The 22,362-nt window shown below is 40.4% G+C and carries 19 protein-coding genes; 10 read left to right on the top strand and 9 right to left on the bottom strand.

The window, feature by feature from the left end:
- Nucleotides 1-366: 366 nt before the first annotated feature.
- From aroF to HMPREF1504_RS05040, 8 genes are all read left to right on the top strand, one after another.
- A complete protein-coding gene (gene aroF, locus HMPREF1504_RS05075; RefSeq protein WP_038123974.1) occupies nt 367-1,380 on the top strand; it encodes a 3-deoxy-7-phosphoheptulonate synthase in 1,014 nt (337 codons plus the stop codon).
- 74 nt (nt 1,381-1,454) lie between these two features.
- A complete protein-coding gene (aroB, locus tag HMPREF1504_RS05070) occupies nt 1,455-2,507 on the top strand; it encodes a 3-dehydroquinate synthase (protein ID WP_038123972.1) in 1,053 nt (350 codons plus the stop codon).
- A gap of 19 nt (nt 2,508-2,526) precedes the next feature.
- Nucleotides 2,527-3,795 (top strand): 3-phosphoshikimate 1-carboxyvinyltransferase, encoded by a 1,269-nt coding sequence (gene aroA / locus HMPREF1504_RS05065; protein WP_038123969.1) that lies wholly within the window; start codon nt 2,527-2,529, stop codon nt 3,793-3,795.
- Nucleotides 3,785-4,879: a chorismate synthase gene (gene aroC, locus HMPREF1504_RS05060; protein WP_038123967.1), complete on the top strand. Its 1,095-nt coding sequence runs from the start codon at nt 3,785-3,787 to the stop codon at nt 4,877-4,879. The genes aroA and aroC overlap by 11 nt, the downstream gene beginning before the upstream one ends.
- Complete coding sequence (locus HMPREF1504_RS05055; protein WP_005379588.1) at nt 4,866-6,005, top strand: bifunctional chorismate mutase/prephenate dehydratase; 1,140 nt, start codon at nt 4,866-4,868, stop codon at nt 6,003-6,005. The genes aroC and HMPREF1504_RS05055 overlap by 14 nt, the downstream gene beginning before the upstream one ends.
- 123 nt (nt 6,006-6,128) lie before the next feature.
- Nucleotides 6,129-7,364: a shikimate kinase gene (locus HMPREF1504_RS05050; protein ID WP_038123963.1), complete on the top strand. Its 1,236-nt coding sequence runs from the start codon at nt 6,129-6,131 to the stop codon at nt 7,362-7,364.
- Between the two features lie 262 nt (nt 7,365-7,626).
- Nucleotides 7,627-8,235 carry a type II toxin-antitoxin system RelB/DinJ family antitoxin gene (locus HMPREF1504_RS05045; protein ID WP_016476418.1) on the top strand — a complete coding sequence of 203 codons (609 nt, stop codon included), beginning with the start codon at nt 7,627-7,629 and terminating at the stop codon, nt 8,233-8,235.
- Between the two features lie 14 nt (nt 8,236-8,249).
- Nucleotides 8,250-8,552 (top strand): type II toxin-antitoxin system RelE/ParE family toxin, encoded by a 303-nt coding sequence (locus HMPREF1504_RS05040; RefSeq protein WP_038123962.1) that lies wholly within the window; start codon nt 8,250-8,252, stop codon nt 8,550-8,552.
- 24 nt (nt 8,553-8,576) lie between these two features.
- Here HMPREF1504_RS05040 and aroD read toward each other — a convergent pair whose 3' ends face one another.
- From aroD to HMPREF1504_RS05025, 3 genes are all read right to left on the bottom strand, one after another.
- Nucleotides 8,577-9,371 (bottom strand): type I 3-dehydroquinate dehydratase, encoded by a 795-nt coding sequence (gene aroD / locus HMPREF1504_RS05035; protein WP_038123959.1) that lies wholly within the window; start codon nt 9,369-9,371, stop codon nt 8,577-8,579.
- Nucleotides 9,372-9,438: 67 nt separating this feature from the next.
- Nucleotides 9,439-10,671: an MFS transporter gene (locus HMPREF1504_RS05030; RefSeq protein ID WP_038123957.1), complete on the bottom strand. Its 1,233-nt coding sequence runs from the start codon at nt 10,669-10,671 to the stop codon at nt 9,439-9,441.
- A gap of 93 nt (nt 10,672-10,764) precedes the next feature.
- On the bottom strand, nt 10,765-11,184 hold the full coding sequence (locus tag HMPREF1504_RS05025) for an Rrf2 family transcriptional regulator (protein WP_005377450.1): 420 nt from the start codon (nt 11,182-11,184) through the stop codon (nt 10,765-10,767).
- A gap of 145 nt (nt 11,185-11,329) precedes the next feature.
- Between HMPREF1504_RS05025 and HMPREF1504_RS05020 the strand changes: the two genes are divergently transcribed.
- A complete protein-coding gene (locus HMPREF1504_RS05020) occupies nt 11,330-12,697 on the top strand; it encodes an NCS2 family permease (protein ID WP_038123951.1) in 1,368 nt (455 codons plus the stop codon).
- A 136-nt stretch (nt 12,698-12,833) separates the two neighbouring features.
- Here HMPREF1504_RS05020 and HMPREF1504_RS05015 read toward each other — a convergent pair whose 3' ends face one another.
- On the bottom strand, nt 12,834-14,159 hold the full coding sequence (locus HMPREF1504_RS05015) for a hypothetical protein (RefSeq protein ID WP_038123950.1): 1,326 nt from the start codon (nt 14,157-14,159) through the stop codon (nt 12,834-12,836).
- Nucleotides 14,160-14,394: 235 nt separating this feature from the next.
- A complete protein-coding gene (locus tag HMPREF1504_RS05010; RefSeq protein ID WP_038123949.1) occupies nt 14,395-14,907 on the bottom strand; it encodes a pyridoxamine 5'-phosphate oxidase family protein in 513 nt (170 codons plus the stop codon).
- Between the two features lie 286 nt (nt 14,908-15,193).
- Between HMPREF1504_RS05010 and HMPREF1504_RS05005 the strand changes: the two genes are divergently transcribed.
- On the top strand, nt 15,194-16,639 hold the full coding sequence (locus HMPREF1504_RS05005; protein ID WP_005377297.1) for an amino acid permease: 1,446 nt from the start codon (nt 15,194-15,196) through the stop codon (nt 16,637-16,639).
- A gap of 47 nt (nt 16,640-16,686) precedes the next feature.
- Here the strand turns inward: HMPREF1504_RS05005 and HMPREF1504_RS05000 are convergent, their stop codons facing one another.
- The 4 genes from HMPREF1504_RS05000 to HMPREF1504_RS04985 all read right to left on the bottom strand — a co-directional run bounded on the left by HMPREF1504_RS05000 (nt 16,687) and on the right by HMPREF1504_RS04985 (nt 22,346).
- On the bottom strand, nt 16,687-17,253 hold the full coding sequence (locus HMPREF1504_RS05000; protein ID WP_005379655.1) for an immunity protein YezG family protein: 567 nt from the start codon (nt 17,251-17,253) through the stop codon (nt 16,687-16,689).
- Nucleotides 17,254-17,410: 157 nt separating this feature from the next.
- Nucleotides 17,411-18,535: a cation diffusion facilitator family transporter gene (locus tag HMPREF1504_RS04995; RefSeq protein WP_005379649.1), complete on the bottom strand. Its 1,125-nt coding sequence runs from the start codon at nt 18,533-18,535 to the stop codon at nt 17,411-17,413.
- Between the two features lie 218 nt (nt 18,536-18,753).
- Nucleotides 18,754-19,761: an RluA family pseudouridine synthase gene (locus HMPREF1504_RS04990; protein WP_005379585.1), complete on the bottom strand. Its 1,008-nt coding sequence runs from the start codon at nt 19,759-19,761 to the stop codon at nt 18,754-18,756.
- Nucleotides 19,761-22,346, bottom strand: coding sequence for a 3'-5' exonuclease (locus HMPREF1504_RS04985; RefSeq protein ID WP_038123947.1), 2,586 nt, complete (start codon nt 22,344-22,346; stop codon nt 19,761-19,763). Before HMPREF1504_RS04985 ends, HMPREF1504_RS04990 begins: the two co-directional genes overlap by 1 nt.
- Nucleotides 22,347-22,362 lie beyond the last annotated feature (16 nt).

Below are 22,362 nucleotides of genomic sequence, written 5' to 3'. Positions count from 1 at the left end.
AATTTTACCATGAGTATAAAGGCAAAGTAATGTTAAAATAACTTTTTCTATAGAATTTTGTATCTTTTTAAAAAAAAGTACTTGCATAAAATTCTCAAATGGGTTTATACTGTACACATCAAATTTAGAAAGGAGCAACAATAAGATGACTAACCAAATTAGCACAGTAGCAAAACAATACTTTTATTGGTTCTTTATCCAACGTACGGGTAAGGAACTATTTGAGCTACGCTAATTTAGAAATCATCAATCGTTGCTTAGAATAGTAAAAGGGCTACCCGTATTAGACTACGGGTAGCCCTTTTTTGTTTGCTATCCCGTATGGTTGGCCCCACTATTCGCATTGTTATTTGAGGAGGACTTATTATGATTATCACATTAAAAACAACAGCTACAGATGCAGAGGTAACAAAATTACGCAATGAATTAGAAGCAAAAGGTCTTGTTATCCATCCAGTAGAAGGGGCCCACTATAATATCTTAGGTCTTATCGGCGATACAGCATCCCTTGATTCCCGTCAAATTGAATCTCTTGATTTCGTAGATAAAGTAACACGTATTCAAGAGCCTTTCAAAAAAGCAAACCGTAAATTCCACCCAGAAGATTCTGTTATCAATGTAGGCGGTGCACTTATCGGTGGCGGTCACTTCGCTGTAATGGCTGGTCCTTGCTCCGTTGAAACACCAGAACAAGTACTCGCATCCTGCCAAGCATGTAAAGATGCAGGTGCCACAATCCTTCGCGGTGGCGCTTTCAAACCTCGTACATCCCCATACTCCTTCCAAGGCATGGGCCCTGAAGGTTTAAAACTTTTAGAATTAGCTAAAAAAGAAACTGGTCTTCCTATCGTATCCGAAGTTATGGATATTTCCCAATTGCAATACTTCGACAATGTAGACATGCTTCAAATCGGTGCTCGTAACATGCAAAACTTCACACTTTTAAAAGAAGTGGGCAAATTGAAAAAACCGGTATTGTTGAAACGTGGTCTATCTGCTACATACGAAGAATGGTTAATGGCTGCTGAATACATCATGTCTGAAGGCAATGATCAAATCGTATTATGCGAACGTGGCATTCGTACATTCGAACCTAAAACACGTAATACATTAGACGTAACAGCAATTCCTATGATGCACGAACTATCTCACTTGCCAATCATCATGGACCCTAGCCATGCTGCAGGTATGAGCCGTATGGTTCGCCCACTTTCACTTGCATCCGTAGGCGGCGGTGCAGACGGCCTTATGATTGAAGTTCACAATAATCCATCCAAAGCATTGTGCGATGGCCCTCAAGCATTACGCCCAGATCAATTCACTAGTCTTATGAAAGAAGTATTCGCATTGCGTAAAGCATTGGTAGAATGCACTAAATAATCTTAAATATCACACAAATAAGCTAGTATCCGTTATAATAGATACTAGCTTATTCGTTTAAGAAAGGAATTATTATGACTCGCATCCATATTAACGCATCCACGCCGTATGACGTCGTCATCGAAAACGGTTCTTTACAACGCATCAGCGATTATATAAAACCATTAAAATCAAATTGTCGTGTTATCATCGTCAGCGACAGCAATGTAGCATCGCACTATTTGAGTTCTGTGAAAGCGAATATGGAGCATGCGGGTTATACGGTTTGTGATTATGTTTTCCCTGCTGGTGAAAGCTCAAAAAACGCTCATCAACTCATCGATTTAGTGGAATATATGGCAGCTCAATCGTTAACACGCAAGGACCTTCTCATCGCTCTTGGCGGTGGCGTCGTAGGTGATATGGCAGGCTTTGCAGCGGCCACCTATTTACGTGGCATTGACTATGTACAGGTACCTACCTCCCTATTAGCGGCGGTAGACTCCTCTGTAGGCGGTAAAACAGCTGTCAATCTTGAAGCAGGTAAAAACCTGTGGGGTGCTTTCAAACAACCCATTCTTGTCCTCTGTGATCCAGAAACACTTAATACATTGCCAGACATGGAATGGAAAAATGGGTGCGGCGAAATCATCAAATATGGTTTCCTCGATGTACCAGGTTTATTAACTCAGCTAGAAAATAAGCCCTTGATAACACACCGCGATAGCGTTAGTGCTGTCATTGCGCGATGCGTACAAGCAAAGGCGGATATCGTAGAACAAGACGAACGCGAATCTGGCGTCCGCGCCCTCTTAAACCTAGGCCATACCTTTGGTCACGGCATTGAAAAAGCGAGTCACTTTGAGGTTCATCATGGCTATGCGGTTGCTATTGGCATGGTACTCATGGCACAGGGTGCGGTAAAACATGGAGAACTAGATATTGAGGCTCTAGATAAGTTAAAATCCCTCATCGAAGCCCATCATTTACCAACTACAACGACTGTAACAAAGGAAGAAATCCTAGCAGCTGCTAAGCACGATAAGAAAAGCGAAGGCGCTACTATTAAAATTGTAGTACCAACAAGCTATGGCCACAGCGAACTTAAGGTTGTTACCCACGAAGAACTTGCCACCTATTTAGACTAAGACGTAAAAGGAGATTTCTATGCATTCCGTAACGAACGCCATTCCTACAGGAACGATTGCGTCCATCCCAGCAAAGGCACATGCACACCGCGCATTAATTTGTGCAGCCCTTGCTAACTCTCCATCTACTATACTACTAAGCCGTACCTCTAAAGATATCGATGCTACTATGGAATCCTTGCGAGGCTTAGGTGCTCACGTAGTATATGAAAATAAAGTTGTCACTATTACACCAGGTCCTGTCCCAACAAAGGGCAATGTAGTACCTCACGAATCAGGCACTACATTACGTCTCTTATTACCTGTAGCTGCATCCATCTGTAACGATGTAGACGTAGATGCCAAAGGTCGTTTACCAGATCGCCCTCTCGAACCTATGCTCAGCGAAATGAAAGCGCATGGCGTAACATTCTCCCAAGATAAACCGCCATTTACTATGACAGGTCGTCTCCAAGGCGGTAATTTCTCCATGGTAGGTGATGTAAGCAGCCAATTCTTCTCTGGATTATTGTTGGCAGCCCCTCAAATCGGCCTATCTACTATCACGGCTACTACCCCACTACAATCTAGTGATTATGTAACATTAACGACGGAAACTATGCGTGATTTTGGTGTCGAAGTTGAACATACCTTACCAAGCACAAACATCAACGAGGCTTTCACAGTCCCATTTGGTGCGTCCTTTATCGGCCGTGATAATTACCAAATCGAAGGTGACTGGTCTAATGCAGCAATCTGGATGGTGGCGGCCGGTATGACGGGCAAACCAATTACGATTACAGGCATGAACAAAAACTCTGTACAAGCTGACCGCCGCATCATGCAGGTTATGATTGATGCGGGTTGTGATGTTGTATGGGATGGTATGAATATAACGGTCACAGGTCGTGCTTCCAAGCCAATCCATGCCGACCTTGAGCAAATGCCGGATATGTTGCCTGTTATGGCCGCCCTTGCTTGCTCTATTTCTGGTGAAAGCTCCTTTATTAAGGGTGCTCGCCTACGCTTAAAAGAATCCGATCGTCTCATAGCTGTTGCTAATCTCGTAAAAGACTTAGGCGGTACAGTGCGTGAAGAAGGCGATGACCTATATATCATCGGTAATGGTATACTTAAAGGCGGTCAAGGTGATTGCGTAAATGACCATCGCCTCGTTATGGCCGGCACATTGATGGCCCTCATCAGTGAAAATCCTGTTACCTTAAAAGATAGCGAAGCTATCACAAAATCCTATCCAGATTTCTTCGAGGACTGGAACTTATTAGGAGGTGATGCTCATGGCATCTAATTTCGGTAAAACTATACAAGTATCTACCTTTGGCGCCTCTCATGGATACGCTATCGGCGGTATTGTTGAAGGTCTACCTTGTGGACATACCATCGATATCGATGAGTTAAAAGCCTTTTTAAAGCGCCGTGCACCAGGGCAAAATCAATTGACAACACAGCGTAAGGAAGCCGATACACCTGAGTTTTTAGCAGGTTTGGTGGATGGCATGCTCAGTGGTTCTCCATTGGCGTTTATGATTCGCAATACATCGCAGCACTCTAGCGATTATAACAACTTACGCGATATCCCTCGCCCATCTCATGCGGACTTTACAGCTCGTATGCGCTACGGCGATAAGGTAGATATGCGCGGTGGTGGCCACTTCTCAGCGCGCCTTACAGCTCCGCTTTGCGTAGCTGGTGGCATCGCTCTACAACTATTACGTGAAAAAGGCATTGAAATCCACGGCCATTTAAAACAAGTGGGAACGATTCAAGATGCTCCTATCAACATGGTTTACCCAGATATGAAATCATTAGCTAGCATCGCTACAGATCCAATTGCTATGGTTGATCCACAAAAACGTAACGAAGTAGAAACCCTTGTTATAAACCTCAAAAAAGATGGGGACTCTACAGGTGGTATCGTTGAAGTCATTGCTACAGGTCTACCAATTGGCCTTGGTAACCCAAACTTTGACGGTATCGAAAACCGCTTAGCTCGCGTAATCTTTGGTGTTCCTGCCATCAAAGGCGTATCCTTTGGCGGTGGCTTCGATATGTGTGCACAACTGGGTTCCGAAGTGAATGATGCTTTCACCATGGACGGCGACAAGATTACAACGACAACGAATAATAGCGGTGGTATCCAAGGTGGTATTACCAATGGTTTACCACTCGTTATGCAAGTGGGCATCAAGCCAACACCATCTATTTATAAAGAACAACATTCTGTGTCACTTTCACAAAAAGAGGACACATTGCTCACAATCCAAGGTCGTCACGACCCATGTGTAGCGCTTCGTGCAGTACCTGTAATCGAAGCTGTTACGGCCCTTGTTATTCTTGATTTCTTAGGAGATATTGACCATGAACTTAGATGAAGTACGCGTTAAGATTAACGATATAAACGACCAAATGCTCGCCCTCTTCAAAGAGCGCATGGAACTCTCCAAGGATGTTGCGGCAGCGAAAAAAGAAATGAACAAGGCTATTTACGATGCCAAACGAGAACGAGATATCCTCGACAAAGTAACTCGAGATGCAGGCCCAGACCTCGACCTATACGCACGCCGTTTCTTCGAAGCATTATTCAGCTTGAGCCGTACATATCAGTCTGAACAATTATTCCAAGATAATGAGTTCACTGTTAAAATGAAAAAGGCTATTGAGCAGTCCCCTACACTACCTCCACAACGTGGCAGCGTAGCTTGTGCGGGCGTCTTCGGTAGTAATGCGCAAGTGGCGTGCGATAAATTATTACCACTCAGCCAAATTCACTATGTAACAGGCTTCCGTGCTGTATTCGACGCTGTTGAGTCTGGAGAATGTCAATTCGGCGTATTACCTATCGAAAACAGCTCCAATGGTTCTGTAAAAGAAGTATATGACCTTCTAGAAGATCGTAAATGCTATATCGTACGCGGTACTCGCCTATGGATTTCTCACGATTTACTCGTGAAAAAAGGCACAAAACTAGAAGATATTCACACTATCATCTCCCATCCTCAAGCGTTGGGCCAATGCAGTCACTTCCTAGAAAAATTAGAAGGCGTAGAATTGCGCTCCTTCGATAACACGGCTCGTGCAGCCCAGCTCGTAGCGGCTAGTGACGACCCAGGTGTGGCAGCTATTGCAGCTCCTCAATGTGCCGACTTATACAATTTATCTCCATTGATGCGCAATATCCAAAATAGCGATAACAACTATACGCGCTTTATCTGCATCAGCAAGGACTTCCATGTATACCCAGGAGCTAATAAAATCTCCGTGGTAACTACAGCAAGCCATGCTCCAGGTGGCCTTGGTACATTACTTACCAAGTTTGCAAACATCGGCGTAAATCTTACCAAACTTGAGTCTCGCCCGATTGTAGGTCATAACTTTGAGTTCTTATTCTACCTCGACTTAGAAGCATCCCTAGCAGATCCTAAGGTATTGTCTGTTCTAGCAGAGCTACACACATCACAAGATAAATTCCGCTTACTAGGCAATTACCCTGAAAACTAATATACTTATATGTACTAGTCTCTATAAGAACATATATAGTACAATACATATAGTTATAAAACTTCAATGGCTAATAGGTACCAGCCTATTAGCCATTCTATGTATATTGACCTAGGAGGTCCTATGAAATTTGGTTTACTTGGCCGTACGTTAGGCCATAGCTTCTCCCCTCGCATTCACAGTGCATTAGGGAATACAAATTATGAATTATTTGAACGGGAACCGAGCCAATTGCAAGAGTTCTTCGCAGATCCAGAATTGCAAGGTATCAATATCACTATCCCTTACAAGGTAAATGCCCTTGAAGTTTGTGATGTAGTAGACCCTCGTGCTGAACGCATCGGTTGTGTGAATACGATGGTTCGCAAAGATGGTAAATGGCACGGCTATAATACAGACTACGATGGTTTCGTATTTACTCTACAACATGCTGGCATTGATGTATCTGGCAAGGAATGTATTATCCTTGGCGATGGCGCATCCTCCGCTACTGTTCACGTAGCTCTTGAAGACTTAGGAGCTAAGAACATAGTTCACCTCTCTCGTAAGACCGCACCATTCTATGGTGATGCGCCTAATTACTACGAAACAGCACAGATTATTATTAACTGCACACCTATCGGTATGTATCCTCATAATCCAGCTAACCTCATCGATATTACACAATTCTCCAAATTAGAAGGCGTTGTAGACCTCATCTACAATCCACGCCGTACGATTTTGTTGTTACAAGCAGAAATGATGGAAATTCCTCATTGTGATGGCTTGCCATTCCTCGTGGCTCAAGGCGTTGAGGCGGCTAACCATTTCCAAGGTGAAAGCTTTGGTACAAAGGAAATCGAGCAAATCTTGCGAGATATGCGCCGCGAAAAGGAAAACATCATCCTCATCGGCATGCCTGGCGTAGGAAAAACTACAGTCGGTAAAGCGCTCGGTGAAGAAATGGGCCGTACCTGCATTGACGTGGATCATGAGTTAGAAAAAGAAATTGGAGACATTTCCACATACATTACAGAACAAGGGGAACCAGCATTCCGTGAAAAAGAAGCGGAAATGATTGCGAAACTGGGCACTCAAACAGGTCTTGTTATCTCCACTGGTGGCGGCTGTGTAACAGTGCCTAAAAACTACGCACACTTACGCCAAAATGGTCGTATCTACCAATTAACCCAACCTATAGAAAACTTATCTACATCCGGTCGGGTTCTCTCTAGTGGTGGTATCGAACGCTTACGCGAACTCGAAGAAATTCGTACACCAATGTATGAAAGCTTTGCCCAATGCATCGTAGAACATAACCGTAATGCACCAGAAACAGTGTCTACTATCCTAGAAGATTTTGAAGCAAACTTATTGTAAGAAGATTTACATCTGTATTTCTAGATAAAACTAAAACTCATATCTTAACTTCATAGATATAGTACTAAAAGCAGTATTTATCCCTAAGATAAATACTGCTTTTTTATATTCGCTATGTTTTATATGTATTTGTAAAAATTCACGCTTGCAATTACAATGTAATTACAAATAGAGTTGAGTAACTTAAATACTTTTAATATAAAATCAACAACATGACCAAAGTATTATAGTCATAATCCAAAAGAATATTAGGAGAGATACTATGAAAACCGTAAACCTACAAGTCCGCATCAACGAAGATCTAAAACAAGAAGTATCTAGCATATTAAAGGCACAGGGCCTATCCTATACCTCCATGCTTGACGCACTATTCCGTCAAATTATAAAAGAACGCCGTATCCCATTTGCCATTGCATTACCAACAACATCTACAGATGAAACACCAACGCCAAGTACACTCAACAATGACGGCACCTACGAACAACCCCGAATCACATTAAAGGCATCAGATACTACTAGCTCGTACGGAACATCAACCACAAACGAGGTTGAAATATCCTTTGATAAAATTGATAAAACAGGCATACTCAATATCCGTATTAATCCTAAAGTTAAGACACTAACAACAGCTATCTTAAAAGAGATGGGATTAACTATATCACAAACTGTTACACTTGTATCAAAACAAATACAATTCACTAACGATATTCCTTCCACTATCCATCGCCCAGAATGGATTGATGCTATAAATGATGATTTATGGACTAAAGAAGATTTAAGCACAAGAATAGAGATAGGACTTAATCAAGCAAAAAAGGGAATTGGCGAACCTGCTGAAAAAGTCTTTAATGAGCTCCTTAAGGATTTATAAGTTCGGAGGTTAAAATGAGATATACAATAATTTTGACCCCTACAGCTAAATCTGACATGGTAAGTCTCAAACTTTCATTAGAACAGCGACTTACAGCAAAAACCGTCATCAAAAAAGAATTAGAATCAATCTATAAAAAAATATCTTCACTAACGACCTTTCCGGAACGATACCCTATTATAAATAGTGAGACAAAATACAGAAAATTATCACACAAAAAGTATCTCATTCTATATAAAGTTATAGGTAATTACATCTATATTTTCTATATTCGGCCTTCAAAAATGAATATATTACAGGAGATACAAAACATATAAAAAAGTCGGCTCTCGCCGACTTTTTTAATGTACTTTTACGCGTTTATGTTGTTGTTCATCAAATATACCATCTACATCAAGAGTATCTAAGATACGTTTTAGTTCATGTATATCGATTTGACCTGGTGCCGATGCTTTGCCCGCTGAAGCAAAGGTCATAGCATTGCCAAATAAAGCTCCTGAAGCACGTGTAATAGCCCCCAATGGCCCCATGGCCATCGTAATGATTGGGTCAGATGGATATAAGGATTTCACCTCAGACGTCGCTTCAAGAAGTGTTAATACATCACCTGTTGTATGAGGCATAACGGCTATCTTTGGCACATCCGCTAAAAATCCTTTCATTTGAATGAGTCGATTTACAATAACATCTCTACTTGGTGTACCATTAAAATCATGATTGCTCATGACGATTGTTACACCATGAACCTTGGCGAATTCTATGGTTTTGACCATTCTATCTTGATCAAAGAATAACTCAATATCAATAGCATCTACCAAGCCCGTTGGGATAAGGCGCTCTAACATTGTAAAGTAATCTTGTGAGGAGATAGATTTCTCGCCCCCCTCACCCTTCGTGCGCCATGTAAAGAGCAATGCACGACCTTTTAATTGAGGTTTCATGAGCATCAATAGTTCAATAATAGCATCAATAGAATGAGCTCGTTCGTAATAGTCAATGCGTAGCTCCACCACATCACAAGGTGTATTGCATGCCACCGCAGTAGCATCTAGAATTTCTTTTACCGTTGTGCCCACAATAGGCACGCATATCTTTGTACCCTTTTCTCCAAGTACAGTTTGACCGATACGGACCATAACAACTCCTTTGCATCTCATACGAAACAAATGATTCCCTTAATACTATCTATGACTCATCATAGTGCTATTCATGTTTTTTAGATAATTTTCTAGACTGAAAGCCCATATATAACAATAACAATCCAGTAATACTGAATACGTAGGATATGCCCACATAGGTCGATACAATACTAGCAAATACAGGCCCTACCATAGAACCAAATTGTTGAGCTGTCGTCGTCATACCAAACATACGACCTCTAAAGCTTGGATCTGTATTAAGGGTTACTGCTGCACTCAAGGATGGGTTAATCCCTACAATGCATGAACCAATTATAACCTGTAAAACACCAAACCACCATATACCCACTGGTAAGCTTTGCAGCAATAGAACGATACCACTACCCATCATACAGTAGGAAATGGTCTTAAAATAACCACGACGTTCACCAAGGCGAACCCATAGATTAGTCGTTAAGGAGCCTGCTAAACCGCCGATACTTAGGATAGTACCTGAAATAATGGCGGCCCCTTCCATGGTGCCTTGCATATCCCCTACATAAAGGGCCAAGATAGGCTGTAGCATCATGATGACACATTGCATAAAAAAGAAAATCCCAAGCAACCGTACTAGTACAGGTTGTTGTTGAACTGCTTTAAAGTCTTCACGTAAGGATGTAGATTTAGTAGGTTGAGCCGGCTGTTCTTTTCCATCAGTACCTACAGCATGTAATTTTGGTTCTTTCACAAAGAACAATACAGCCAAGGTCGCAATCAGTACAGCAACACCAGATACATAAAATACAGGACGCATCCCTACTACACTTTCAACAGCACCACCTAAGAATGGACCGATGACATTCCCCAAGATAAGCCCTGTCTGGAAGATACCTAAAGCTCGACCAACCTGTTTCTCATCGACACTGAGGGATACCATAGTCATTGCCGCGGGATAAAACCCATTGGCAAATCCAACGAGGGCCCGCCCCATGAGTAGTTGATATTGGTCTGTAACTAAACCAATTAATACATAACAGACAGCAATGCCAAAGCCAGCGCGCAAGGCCATCCGTTTTTTCCCTTTATTATCGGCGATTTTTCCCCAAATTGGAGCCATAATGCCCGCAATGAGGAATGTAATCCCAAAGACAAGGCCCGACCAAAGGGCTACATCGGCTTTTGGGACACCTAATTCCAAGAGATATATAGGCAAAAAAGGAATAATCATGGTGTAGCATATAGCTAATACAGTCATGGCAGCCGTAATAATCCATACATTGCGCATGCCACCACGAGTATCATCTGCGATTGTACTCATCTTTCGCCTTCTTTCCACATATAAAAGTGTATAAAAATATGCTTTTACAAAATTATATAAAGAAGAGTCGCATATAAAACGCGACTCTCTCAATTATTCCACTGGAAACTTGTGATCCATTACATCTTGCAAGGAAACGCGCTCCATTACATGGCGAAACTCATCTTGTAAATACTGCCATAGAGGAGCAGTCAAACAATCATTAAACATAGGACATGGCTCTACATCATCCTCTAAACAGGACACAAGAGCAATAGAGTCCTCTGCAGCATATAAGATTTCATATACATTATATTCAGCAGGATCTTTAACCAAGCGATATCCACCGTATTTACCACGGCCACTTTTAACGAGGCCTGCAGAGGACAAGCGAGATACAATTCCTTCTAAGTATTTATCTGAAAACCCTTGGCGTTCTGCGATTTCACGGATAGGCACATTTTTTTCCGTCCCGTGTTCTGCAATATCCGCTAGGATTCGCAAGGCATACCGCCCTTTTGTAGATATTTTCATAAGTTAACCTCTAAGTCATTCACAATATATGTATAGTATAACATAAATTCATACAAAAAATGGTGGGAAATATGATACACTATAGGTATATCGAAATATTTTTATTTGATATGATTTATAATTTCATACAGGGAGGATTTATCTAATGTTAGATAAACTATTTAAACTCAATGAACGAGGTACCTCCGTTAAAACCGAGATTTTAGCGGGTATTACCACGTTTATCACGATGGCGTACATCCTATTTTTGGCGCCAAATATCTTGAGTCTTGCTGGCATGGACAAGGATGCCGTCCTCATCGCTACAGCTTTAGGTGGTGGCCTCGTAACGATTGCTATGGGTTTATTTGTTAACTATCCAATCGCACTGGCTCCAGGGGTTGGCCTCTTAGCCTTTTATTCCTTTACCGTAGTTCTCGGTATGGGTGTATCATGGCAAACGGCACTAGGTGCGGTGTTCATTTCCGGTCTCGTATTCCTCGTCCTAACGCTGACATCGATACGACAAATGATTGTTGTAGGTATACCGGCTTCTATGAAAGTCGCTATTACCGTTGGTATTGGGCTATTTATCTCCATTATCGGTTTAAAACTATCCGGTTTAATGGCGATTTCCATCAGTTTATCTCCTAACACCTTAGGCCAAGTTATACAAACACATGGCAATCTAGTACCTCCAGCATCTGAAGCATTGTTAACACTAGGTAACTTGCACAGTGGCGAAACATTGTTAGCCCTATTCAGCCTCATCTTTACCGCTCTATTAATGGCTCGTAAGATTCAAGGTTCACTCTTGATTGGTGTGTTGGTAACAACAATTGTGTCCTATGTAACGGGACTATCTACAATGCCTGAGAACTTCACAGTATTGGCAGTGCCTGACTTCTCAAAAGCCGCATTTCTTCAATTAGATATTCCTAGTGCGATCCACATGGGCTTGATTACGATTATCTTCTCCTTCACATTCGTAGAATTGTTCGACTCTATGGGTACGTTAATCGGTACTGCTACAGAGGCGAAAATTGCGGATCCAAAATCTGGTAAATTCCCAGGTCTTGGTAAAGCGATGACTGTTGACGCTATCGGCGTTAGTGCTGGCGCATTACTCGGTACATCTACGATCACTGCTTTTGTTGAAAGTGCAGCAGGTGTAGGTGCTGGTGGCCGTACAGGCTTAACAGCTGTCACAACAGGCATATTATTCCTAATCTGCTTATTTTTGGCTCCATTGGTATCCTTGGTACCAAATGCAGCCACATCTCCTGTTCTTATCATCGTTGGTGCCCTCATGTTAGGTGCTATCCGCAATATCGACTTCGATGATTGGACAGAAGGATTTCCTGCATTCCTCGTTATCGTTTTGATGCCGTTCACATACAGCATTGCTAATGGTATCTCTGCAGGTCTTATTGCATACCCTCTACTCAAAATCATTGCAGGTCGTGCAAAAGAAGTTAACTGGATTATGTACGTATTAGCGGTACTCGTTATCATCCGTTACGTATTCTTCTAATTAATAGCTAAAAGAACCTATCTCAAAAGATATTACTGAACCGCTCCCTTAATGTTAGACCAAAAATCTTAACGTTAAGGAGGTCGGTTCACTTTGATATCTAATGGATAGGTTCTTTTTTTAGTGCTATTTAGTATTAACGAATCGTTTTCACACCAATTAAGTCTGTACGACTTGGATTGATATCTTTTAACGGCACTACATGATCTCTATAAAAGTCTGCTTCAGAGGCTTTCACAGGCACTTGGAAGAACAAGAAATATGCCATATTATCCTTGTACCACGTAACACTGCGTACTAAGCCCTTATCTACATCCCCTGTATAGTGAACCTCCCCTATTGGAGTAGAGTCACTCCATTGTACGTCATGGTACTCCATTGGAATATATTCTTCAGGCCATACGGTGTCCATAGAGTAGCTCATGCGGAAGACCATAGTATGAGTTACCCAACGGCCACTGCGCTCTTGATACTCTTCACCTTGCTTCCAATATACCGTTTCTAATACATCATTGTCATAAAAATGTGTAGCATAGTAAGTATAGCCAAGAGGTAAATAACTTGGTACAGATACGTCATAAGACATCTTATGAGATGCATCGATTACACCGCTAGGTAAACCGATGGTTTTGCTGGTAAGTATAGGCCACACAGAATTCGTATGTGTACGCAATGGCAAGCCAATCGTTTCATAAGGAGGCCAATCCGGATCATCATTTTGTTTAACCTTTTTTGCATCGTTTTCTTCAACATTTTGCTTATCATTTCGGTCACCACGTAGTCGATTATCATCAATGGCTACGTTACTCACAGGACCTACAGAGTCTACAATTTTGCTTACAAAGTTTTGATTTCTTAAAGAAGCAAAGTAGAGCATATAAACTTTATTATCTTTTTTCCAGTAAGCAATTTGAATAGCGTCTTTACTATAACCTAACGTATGTACAGCGATCCCATTAGGGGTAGTAAAGCTAACTGCATCCTTAGCGTTGTACTTTGTCTTTTCTAATATAGGTGTTACCACTGTATCGATAGCCCATCCCATACGATATACAATATCTGTATTAGAGAAGGTTAGCTTCGGACCATATTCTCCATCACGACCCGTTTCCGTATATACAATTTCTAATACGTCATAATCCTTGGCCTTTACATCACGTACGGCATAATCTTTAGGCATATAAGACGGAACTTGTATAGGATAGCCAAATTCCTGCGCGGTACTCTCAATATTAGTTTTAACTAAATCATAATCATCAACTTGATCATACCACCGATAACGATCAGCGAGTTTTTTATTATCATCGATGAGCTTTTTATTATCTACATCTCGTTCAACAGGAACGGTATTACCATTTTTATCTATTAATGGGTGTGTAGCACTAACTGGCTGCACGCCAAAGGTGCTTACTGCAGTAGCCATCGCGGCACATAAAACAGCAGATGTTATTATTTTCTTCATATTCTCTCCTATTACAAAAATTTATAATATACTCCACACATATAATGATATATTTTCTTATTTATATCAAAATCAAGCTACCGTTTCTGTAGCTCTAGCTACTTCATAAAACTTTTATCTTTCCTTTTGTGAAAGTATCGACACAACCAAATAATGTATCTAATGCTTAGGTTCGATATAAAAAAATCCTACTGAACGCTATATCATAATAGAGTTCAATAGGATTGTTGTATCATTATTTAATTAATGGCGGCATAATAACATCTTGTTCAAGTTGTCTTCGTCTTTTGGCCGTATAGTCGACAATTTTAATTTGAACTACGCCCACAGAGTTTACCATGGCTTCCGTAAAAGTAAACTCACGACCTGTCTGATGTTTCATCAATATTTGTAAGCCATGAGACTTTTCATCAATAGCCTCTAAATAGGTAGCCTCTCCACGGCCCATCACACTGGAATAAACTGAACTATATGTACAAGGAATATCACCACCAGAAACAAGGGCTTCATCACTGCCATCAATTTCGATAAATACATGAGGATTTGCTTTAACCAAGTCAAACTTCTTTCCCTCATGATGCCCATGCACATAGATATAAAGCACCTCATCTATAAATTCAAAACCAAAATGTAAGGGCACCACGTAAGGGTAGTCACCATCCATCATGCCTAGGTGAATGATGCGAGTGCTATTTAAAATGCCCTTAATTTCTTCTATATCTGTAACTCTTCTGTCTTGTCGTCTCATAATAACCTCCACGACTTTACGTAAAAGATAATCTATCAATTATTATAGCAAATTATGAAAACCTTTTAACGCATAGTATGCTTTTAAAAGTATGAATACGCTTTCTTTTATTCGTATGTTAATAATACTATTCACAGGGTGTGTCTACTGTAAAAATACATTTGACTTTTTATAATAGATACTGTATTATAAGAAAATAGTTTTATATATTCTATAGATTATGAAAGTTATGGTCATCCATGGCTTTTTGTATTTATAGGTAGTTTGTAGAAAAGAGGTCTTTACTATGTCTGATACGAATCAGTTAGAGCGGGGCCTTAAGAATCGCCACGTACAATTGCTCGCCATCGGCGGTGCCATTGGTACAGGCTTATTCTTAGGTTCCGGTCGGGCCATCCATTTGGCAGGTCCATCCATTCTTTTTGCTTATCTCATTACTGGTCTTATATGTTTCTTTGTAATGAGAGCGTTAGGGGAATTATTATTATCTAATCTTAATCATCATTCCTTTATCGATTTTGTAGAGGATTATCTAGGTGATCGCGCTGCGTTCATCACAGGGTGGACATATTGGTTCTGTTGGCTATCACTAGCCATGGCCGATTTAACGGCCGTCGGACTGTATATGCAATACTGGATACCATGGCTACCGCAATGGGTACCAGCCCTCGTCGTCTTAATAGCTCTATTACTCATGAACTTAACAGCCGTAAAGCACTTTGGTGAAATGGAATTCTGGTTTGCCATGATCAAGGTTATTGCCATTGTGTCCCTTATCATCATCGGCTTAATCATGATTTTCTCTGGATTTAGTACCGATGCTGGTGTTGCTGCCGCCTTTAGTAATTTATGGAATTACGGCGGATGGTTCCCGAATGGAACGATGGGCTTTATCTTATCCTTCCAAATGGTTGTATTTGCATTCACCGGCATTGAACTTGTAGGTTTGACAGCAGGTGAAACTGAAAACCCTGAAAAGGTTATTCCAATGGCCATCAATAATATTCCTTTGCGTATTATTTTGTTCTATATTGGTTCCTTGGCCATCATCATGAGTATTTACCCATGGACAGCCGTTAACCCTGCAGCCAGCCCATTTGTGGCCGTATTTACAGCAGTTGGTATTACCGCAGCAGCAGGTATCGTCAACTTTGTTGTGCTTACCTCTGCCGCATCAGCTACAAACTCTGGTATTTTTAGTACAGGTCGTATGATCTATGCCCTTGCAAAACGCGGTCACGCACCTAAATCAATGCGTCGCTTAACACATAGTAGCGTGCCATATCAAGCGACTATTTTCTCTGCTGCCGTACTACTTATTACAGTTGTACTTAACTATGTCATGCCAGAAGCAGTCTTCGTTATGATTACATCTATCTCTACATTCTGCTTCATTTTCATCTGGGCTATCATGGTTATTTGCCATTTAAAATATCGCAAAAAAAATTCTGAATTGGCGGCAAAATCTAAATTTAAAATGCCTCTATATCCAGTGATGAACTATTTAATTCTTGCGTTCTTCGCGTTCATCCTCATTATCTTGGCCTTGAATGATGACACAAGAGTTGCCTTATTCTTCACACCAGTTTGGTTCATTATCTTGTGGGCCTTCTACTCCATGCTCAATACAGGCGACGAAGATACACTTGAAGAAGAACTATTAGACCTAGCAGGTGCTAAAAAGCAAGCTAAAAAACAAACAACAGATGATCACGATGATTATGTAATTTAACACAAAGCCCCTACCTCACCGAGGTAGGGGCTTTCACTATATCCAAACTATTTCAAATTTGGGAAATTAATTTGTTCATAATTTTGTTGATAGATTGAACTATCTCCTATATTTTCATCGTAATTCATGATGGTTCGAATCCGACGACCTTGACTGGTAACGATAATATCTATAGAAGAAGGAATTTCCTGATTCGTTTGTTGTAGATACATATACAAATCCTGCAACGCCTGAGCCTGACGTAATGCTTCTGTTCTATATTTTCCCTTAGATAAACCAGTATTTTTAATAGTTTGACCACTATATACTTGGCCCATCGTATCCGTATAGTAGAAATAAACTGTATTGTCAGATGGTATCGCCTTAATATAGATAGTTTTCCAATTCTTTTTAATCATCGATTTAGTAGATACGGCTACATTATTCACTAATGTTTGTGTTTGTTTATTGATTTCTTGTGTAGTACCATTTCCTACCGAGATTTCATCATTCGTCGGCATTTGAAGCATAGTCATGGTTGGGTCTGGTTTAACTTGTTTAGCATCTACAGGTTGCATGCCACAGATACTAACTGCAGTCATAACTGCTAATGTGGATAATACCAATTTATTCATAGTTCTCTCCATACTATATATAATATATGACTAACTATATTTTATACAATTTATTATAGGCATAAATAATGTATTTATCAAGTGACGATCCAGCCCCATAAAAATAACCGATATGTTCCTCATACAAGGATACATATCGGTTATTCTTTATATAAAACTAATTACTAAAATCCGTATCCACAATAGCAAATTGTGTATAATCTGGATAACGATTATGAAGTTCCGCCTTAATCTTTTCTAATGTACCATGTGGATCTTCTTCGTCAAAGTTAAAGATAATATCATAATAGATAATCTTTTTATCTTCTCGTACGTAGAAAGCATGGAGTTGGACTACATTAGTATACAAACTGATAACTTGATCAAGCGCTTTTTTGATTTCAAGAACTTCTACGCTTGGTTGATTTTCTGCGTATACGCCGACAGTCATATTAATGCCAAACTTTTTATAAAGATGAACTGCGATTCCTTTAGTTAACGGATGGACCTCACCCACTGTCATCGTATCTGGCAACGAAATATGAACAGAACCAATCACTTCACCTGGTCCATAGCTATTTAGCACTAGGTCATATACACCGCCTACATTTGGATGTTGCGCGATAGTTTCTTTGATGTTTCGAATAAGATCATCATCGGCCCGAACACCAAGCAAATGATTATACATATCCCGTAAGATCTCATAGGCTGCTTTCAAAATTAATAGCGAAATTAAAGCCCCTACATAGCCTTGAATATCTACATTGAAGAAATATACGAGGCCTGCAGACACCAATGTAGCAAAGGTAATCACCGCATCAAAAAGAGCATCAATACCAGACGCTACGAGGGCATCAGATTTATATTTCTCACCTTGAGACTTAATGTATCGCCCCATCACAACCTTTACAACGATAGCAACAGCGATGATAGCAAGGCTTGGAATATCAAATGTGGATACCTCTGGATGAAGAATTTTATCTATCGACTCCTTAAGGGACCCAATGCCTGCACCGAGAATGATGAAAGCAATAGCCATGGTAGTCATATATTCTATACGGCCATGTCCAAATGGATGTTCCTTATCGGCCCCTTTTGCAGCCAGTTTTGTACCGACAATCGTCAACACCGACGAAAGAACGTCTGTTAAGTTATTTACTGCATCAAGGATTATGGCGATGGAATTCGATGCCAATCCTATTATCATCTTAAAAATGACAAGCACCACATTGCCTATAATGCCCTTGATACTGGCGAGCGTAATACCCCGATTACGTTCAGCACTATTATCTTGTAAAATCATACTATTACACCTCTTACATACTATATGTACAATATTAAATAATTTATATGTGTACGTTTATTTGTATTATAGCTTATGGATTATCATTTGTCACTATAATTTTCAATATATTTTCACGAAATCCATTGATTTTACTGAACTTATCAGTCATTCTCATTTCTCAATTAGAAACTTTTATATAGTTAAGAACTCATTCTACTACTGAATGCCCATTCTAATTAAGCTTGAACGGTTATACGGTCTCCAGAACGCATATGTGTAAAAACAACCTTCATTGCACGTAGTGCAAATGGTTCTCCCGTAGATTTCGCCCCATACAATGTATCCCCTAACAAAGGATGACCTATATGACTGAAGGCCACTCGAATTTGATGTGTTTTACCTGTATATAAGCGAACTGCCACTGCTGTACAAGGCTGATTTTCTAAGTTATGCACAGAATTATCCACAATTCCACCCTGTTTATCCACAGTATTCACTGTGCTGTCCACATTTTCATGGGATATATCCACAATATTTTGTAGGTTATGCACAGAGTTATCCACAGCCCCATCCGGATATCGGTGTAAAACGGTAAAATCAGTCCGTGTTTCTTTCCCCTTAGAATTTACTTCGTAATGAATGCCATCAATACTTCTATCCATAGGAAGCACCAACGAATCCGAATCTGATTCGACAAGGCCTTCAACAATAGCCATGTACCACTTTTCAAATGTGTTATCATCCATTTGTTGTTGATATAAGCTTTGGGCTAGACCGCTTTTAGCAATTACAATACAGCCTGTTGTATCGCGGTCAAGACGGTTCAAAAAACGTACTTTTCGCTTAATACCATGTTCCATAAAATAATGGGCAATGCCATTAGCAAGGGATACTTGATCTTTTGAGTTTACCGTAACACCGGCAGGCTTATCCACAATGAGCAAATCGTCATCTTCATAGAGAATATGTAAATCCATTGCAATTGGCTCATGATCAATCTTCTCTTTGGCCATAGCTATCCAAATTTCATCATCTACGGCAACCTCTGTATGAGGTGTTGCTTTGTGACCATTTACATGGATTAATTTCTCATCAAATAACTTTACCATCGCTTTTCTTGGATATTTAGTATCTAACAGTTGCCCTAATGTTATAGCATCTGTAGTTGCATGTTGTATGGATTCTATATCCTGGGTAGTAACTGACCAAAAAATATCATCTGGTCTATGCGTTTTTCGTGCCATTACATACTCCTTTCTACGAGTTTTACATCCCTTGGCATATAATCAAGAAATGCACTTGGCGCTGTGCCTTGGCCCCGTTGTGATTCATTGGTATAGGTAATAACCAGCTCCTGTTTTGGTCGCGTAATGGCCACATAGAACAAGCGTTTTTCTTCATCCTCATTGCCCTCGCGTAAGGACATAAAACTAGGAAAGGTCCCTTGATTCATACCTGCCAAAAATACATGGTCAAACTCACTACCCTTTGCTTGATGAACCGTAATAATCGGTATCTTAGATTGTTTACTCATCTGTTGTGGCTCACCAGCCGTCAAGGCAGCTAATTGCAAAATATGATTGAGACGAGCTAATCCCGTTGTACCTTCATATTCCTTATCTAATGATTCCATAATACGATACAAATCTCGTATATGTTCAACCTTGGCCATTTCGCCATGACTCTTATAATAGTCTAGTACGCCCATTTGATTCATAATATAGGCCAATAATTCCGTAGGATTATCGGTATGCATCTTTCTGCGCAAGGTTGCCATTTGAGACGCAATCGTTGTGAAAGCCGCCTTATATTGATTAATGGCTACCATGCGATCCGTCGTTGTGGGCATAATATTTTCACGGACTGCGTAGATTAATAATTGGCCCGTAGCGATAATATCATCCATCGCATTATGGGTAGGCGTATGATTGATAGGAAAATATTTTGACAAAAATCCTAACTTATGATTTTCCAGTGTTGGATAGAACCGTCTAAAGATATCTAGTGTATCATATACGGCCTTAAATTGAGGCTCGCCTAAATTATGGCGCGCTAATTCGTGGCTCAAAATACTAATATCATAATTTACATTATGGCCTACAATGATACGATTGTTAGAAAATTCTTTGAAAGCCTCCAGTACGACCTTTGGACTTTCACCATGCTCTGCTAAATATGCATCCGTAAAGCCATGAACGAGTTGAGAGGTACCTACCGATTTACCAGGATTGATAAACCGTTCAAACCGTTCTATTTCATTGCCATCTTTATCAATGCGCATTGCCGCAATTTGTATAATTCTATCTTGTGTCGTATCAGTACCGGTGCTTTCTACATCGTACACCACCACTTCCCCCACCTCAAGACCAGCTACCAATTTGGCATATGGCTCAGCTTCAAAGATAGGCATATCCATAAAATCCGTCAATTTTAGCCCTACACTGCGATTTTTTGGACTTTCAATATCGCGAATACGCGCGTCGCCAATGCCCGATACATAGCGTTTAATAATGCGTTTCGCACTAACCGCATCATTAGGATTCATCAAGAGCTTAAAGTACGCCATGATATCCTTGATTTCCTGACGGCGGAAGAATTTATATTCATCAATAATCATAAACGGACGACGTTCAGATTCTGGCTTGTCTTGATTATATCGTTCAAACTGTTCACTTAAACGCTGTGCCTTGCGATTATCGCGAACCAACACACCGATAGATGCATTCTTTGGAAGCGCGCAAATACGGTCATAAATAAATTTTGATTCCGTATATTCATTACGACAATCTTTCACAAGGACAGGTGCCCCATCACTAGCACTGTTAGCCTCTGGCATTTCATCGTACACAGTTCCAACGAGTTGAGGAAACATGTTCTGCAATGTTTTAAAAGCCATTGTAAACAAAGTGCGATTAGAGCGATAGTTTTTATAGAATATGATTTTTAGAGGATTAAAATCACGGGTAAATGCCTCTAATAAACAGAACGGATCTGAGCCGCGCCATTCGTAGATAGTTTGGAAATAGTCGCCACATAAAAGAACGTGATTGCCTTCCCATAGCATTTCCATAACCTTATATTCTAATGAGCCCGTATCTTGCATTTCATCAACGGAAATATATTGATAGTGACTACGCCACCGTTCTCGAATATCTGGATTTTGAAATAGTCGATGCACACCACAGATTAAATCAGTAAAATCAACGCCGTGAACAGATTGTAAACTTTCATCATAACGAGCAATCCATTCATGACCATGAGCCCAAAAGTCCGACAAGTCCTCAGTAGCAAGAGTATTGTAATTGTAAAATAATTTCTCTATTTGCTTAGATTGCTCCCGCTCTAAACGTTGTATCGTTCGTTTGTAATCATCTATCAACGATTCAGAATAGAATTCATACACAGAGCGATATTCCTTTACCATGCTTATAAGGCTAGCAAAGTTCATATCCCGCATATTTCTCGGTTTATATGGCAAATATAGTTCTTTACAATCCTCTTCATCAAATATGGTCACATCTGTATAGAGCGACTCATCTCGTTTGCCCTCTTGTTGAAGAACGTAAAAACAAAAGCTGTGGAACGTACTAATCTCCACAGCCTTTGCAGGTTGGCCAACGAGGGATTCGATGCGCAACTTCATCTCTTGTGCTGCCTTATTTGTAAAGGTCATGCACAAAATCTGATGCGCCTCGCAGCGGCCACTTTCAATAATATGGGCCACTCGATAAGCCAGTGTATTCGTTTTTCCCGTCCCAGCGGACGCCAACAAGAGGATATTTCTATCTAGTTCATCGATGACGCGTTGTTGTTCGCTATTGATAACCATGATATCCTCTCCTTAT

Origin of the sequence: Veillonella sp. ICM51a (assembly GCF_000524355.1) — a bacterium.
Lineage (GTDB): Bacteria > Bacillota > Negativicutes > Veillonellales > Veillonellaceae > Veillonella > Veillonella atypica.
Note: the sequence above shows the minus strand (reverse complement) of the source record. Positions and strands in the feature narration are given on the sequence as shown.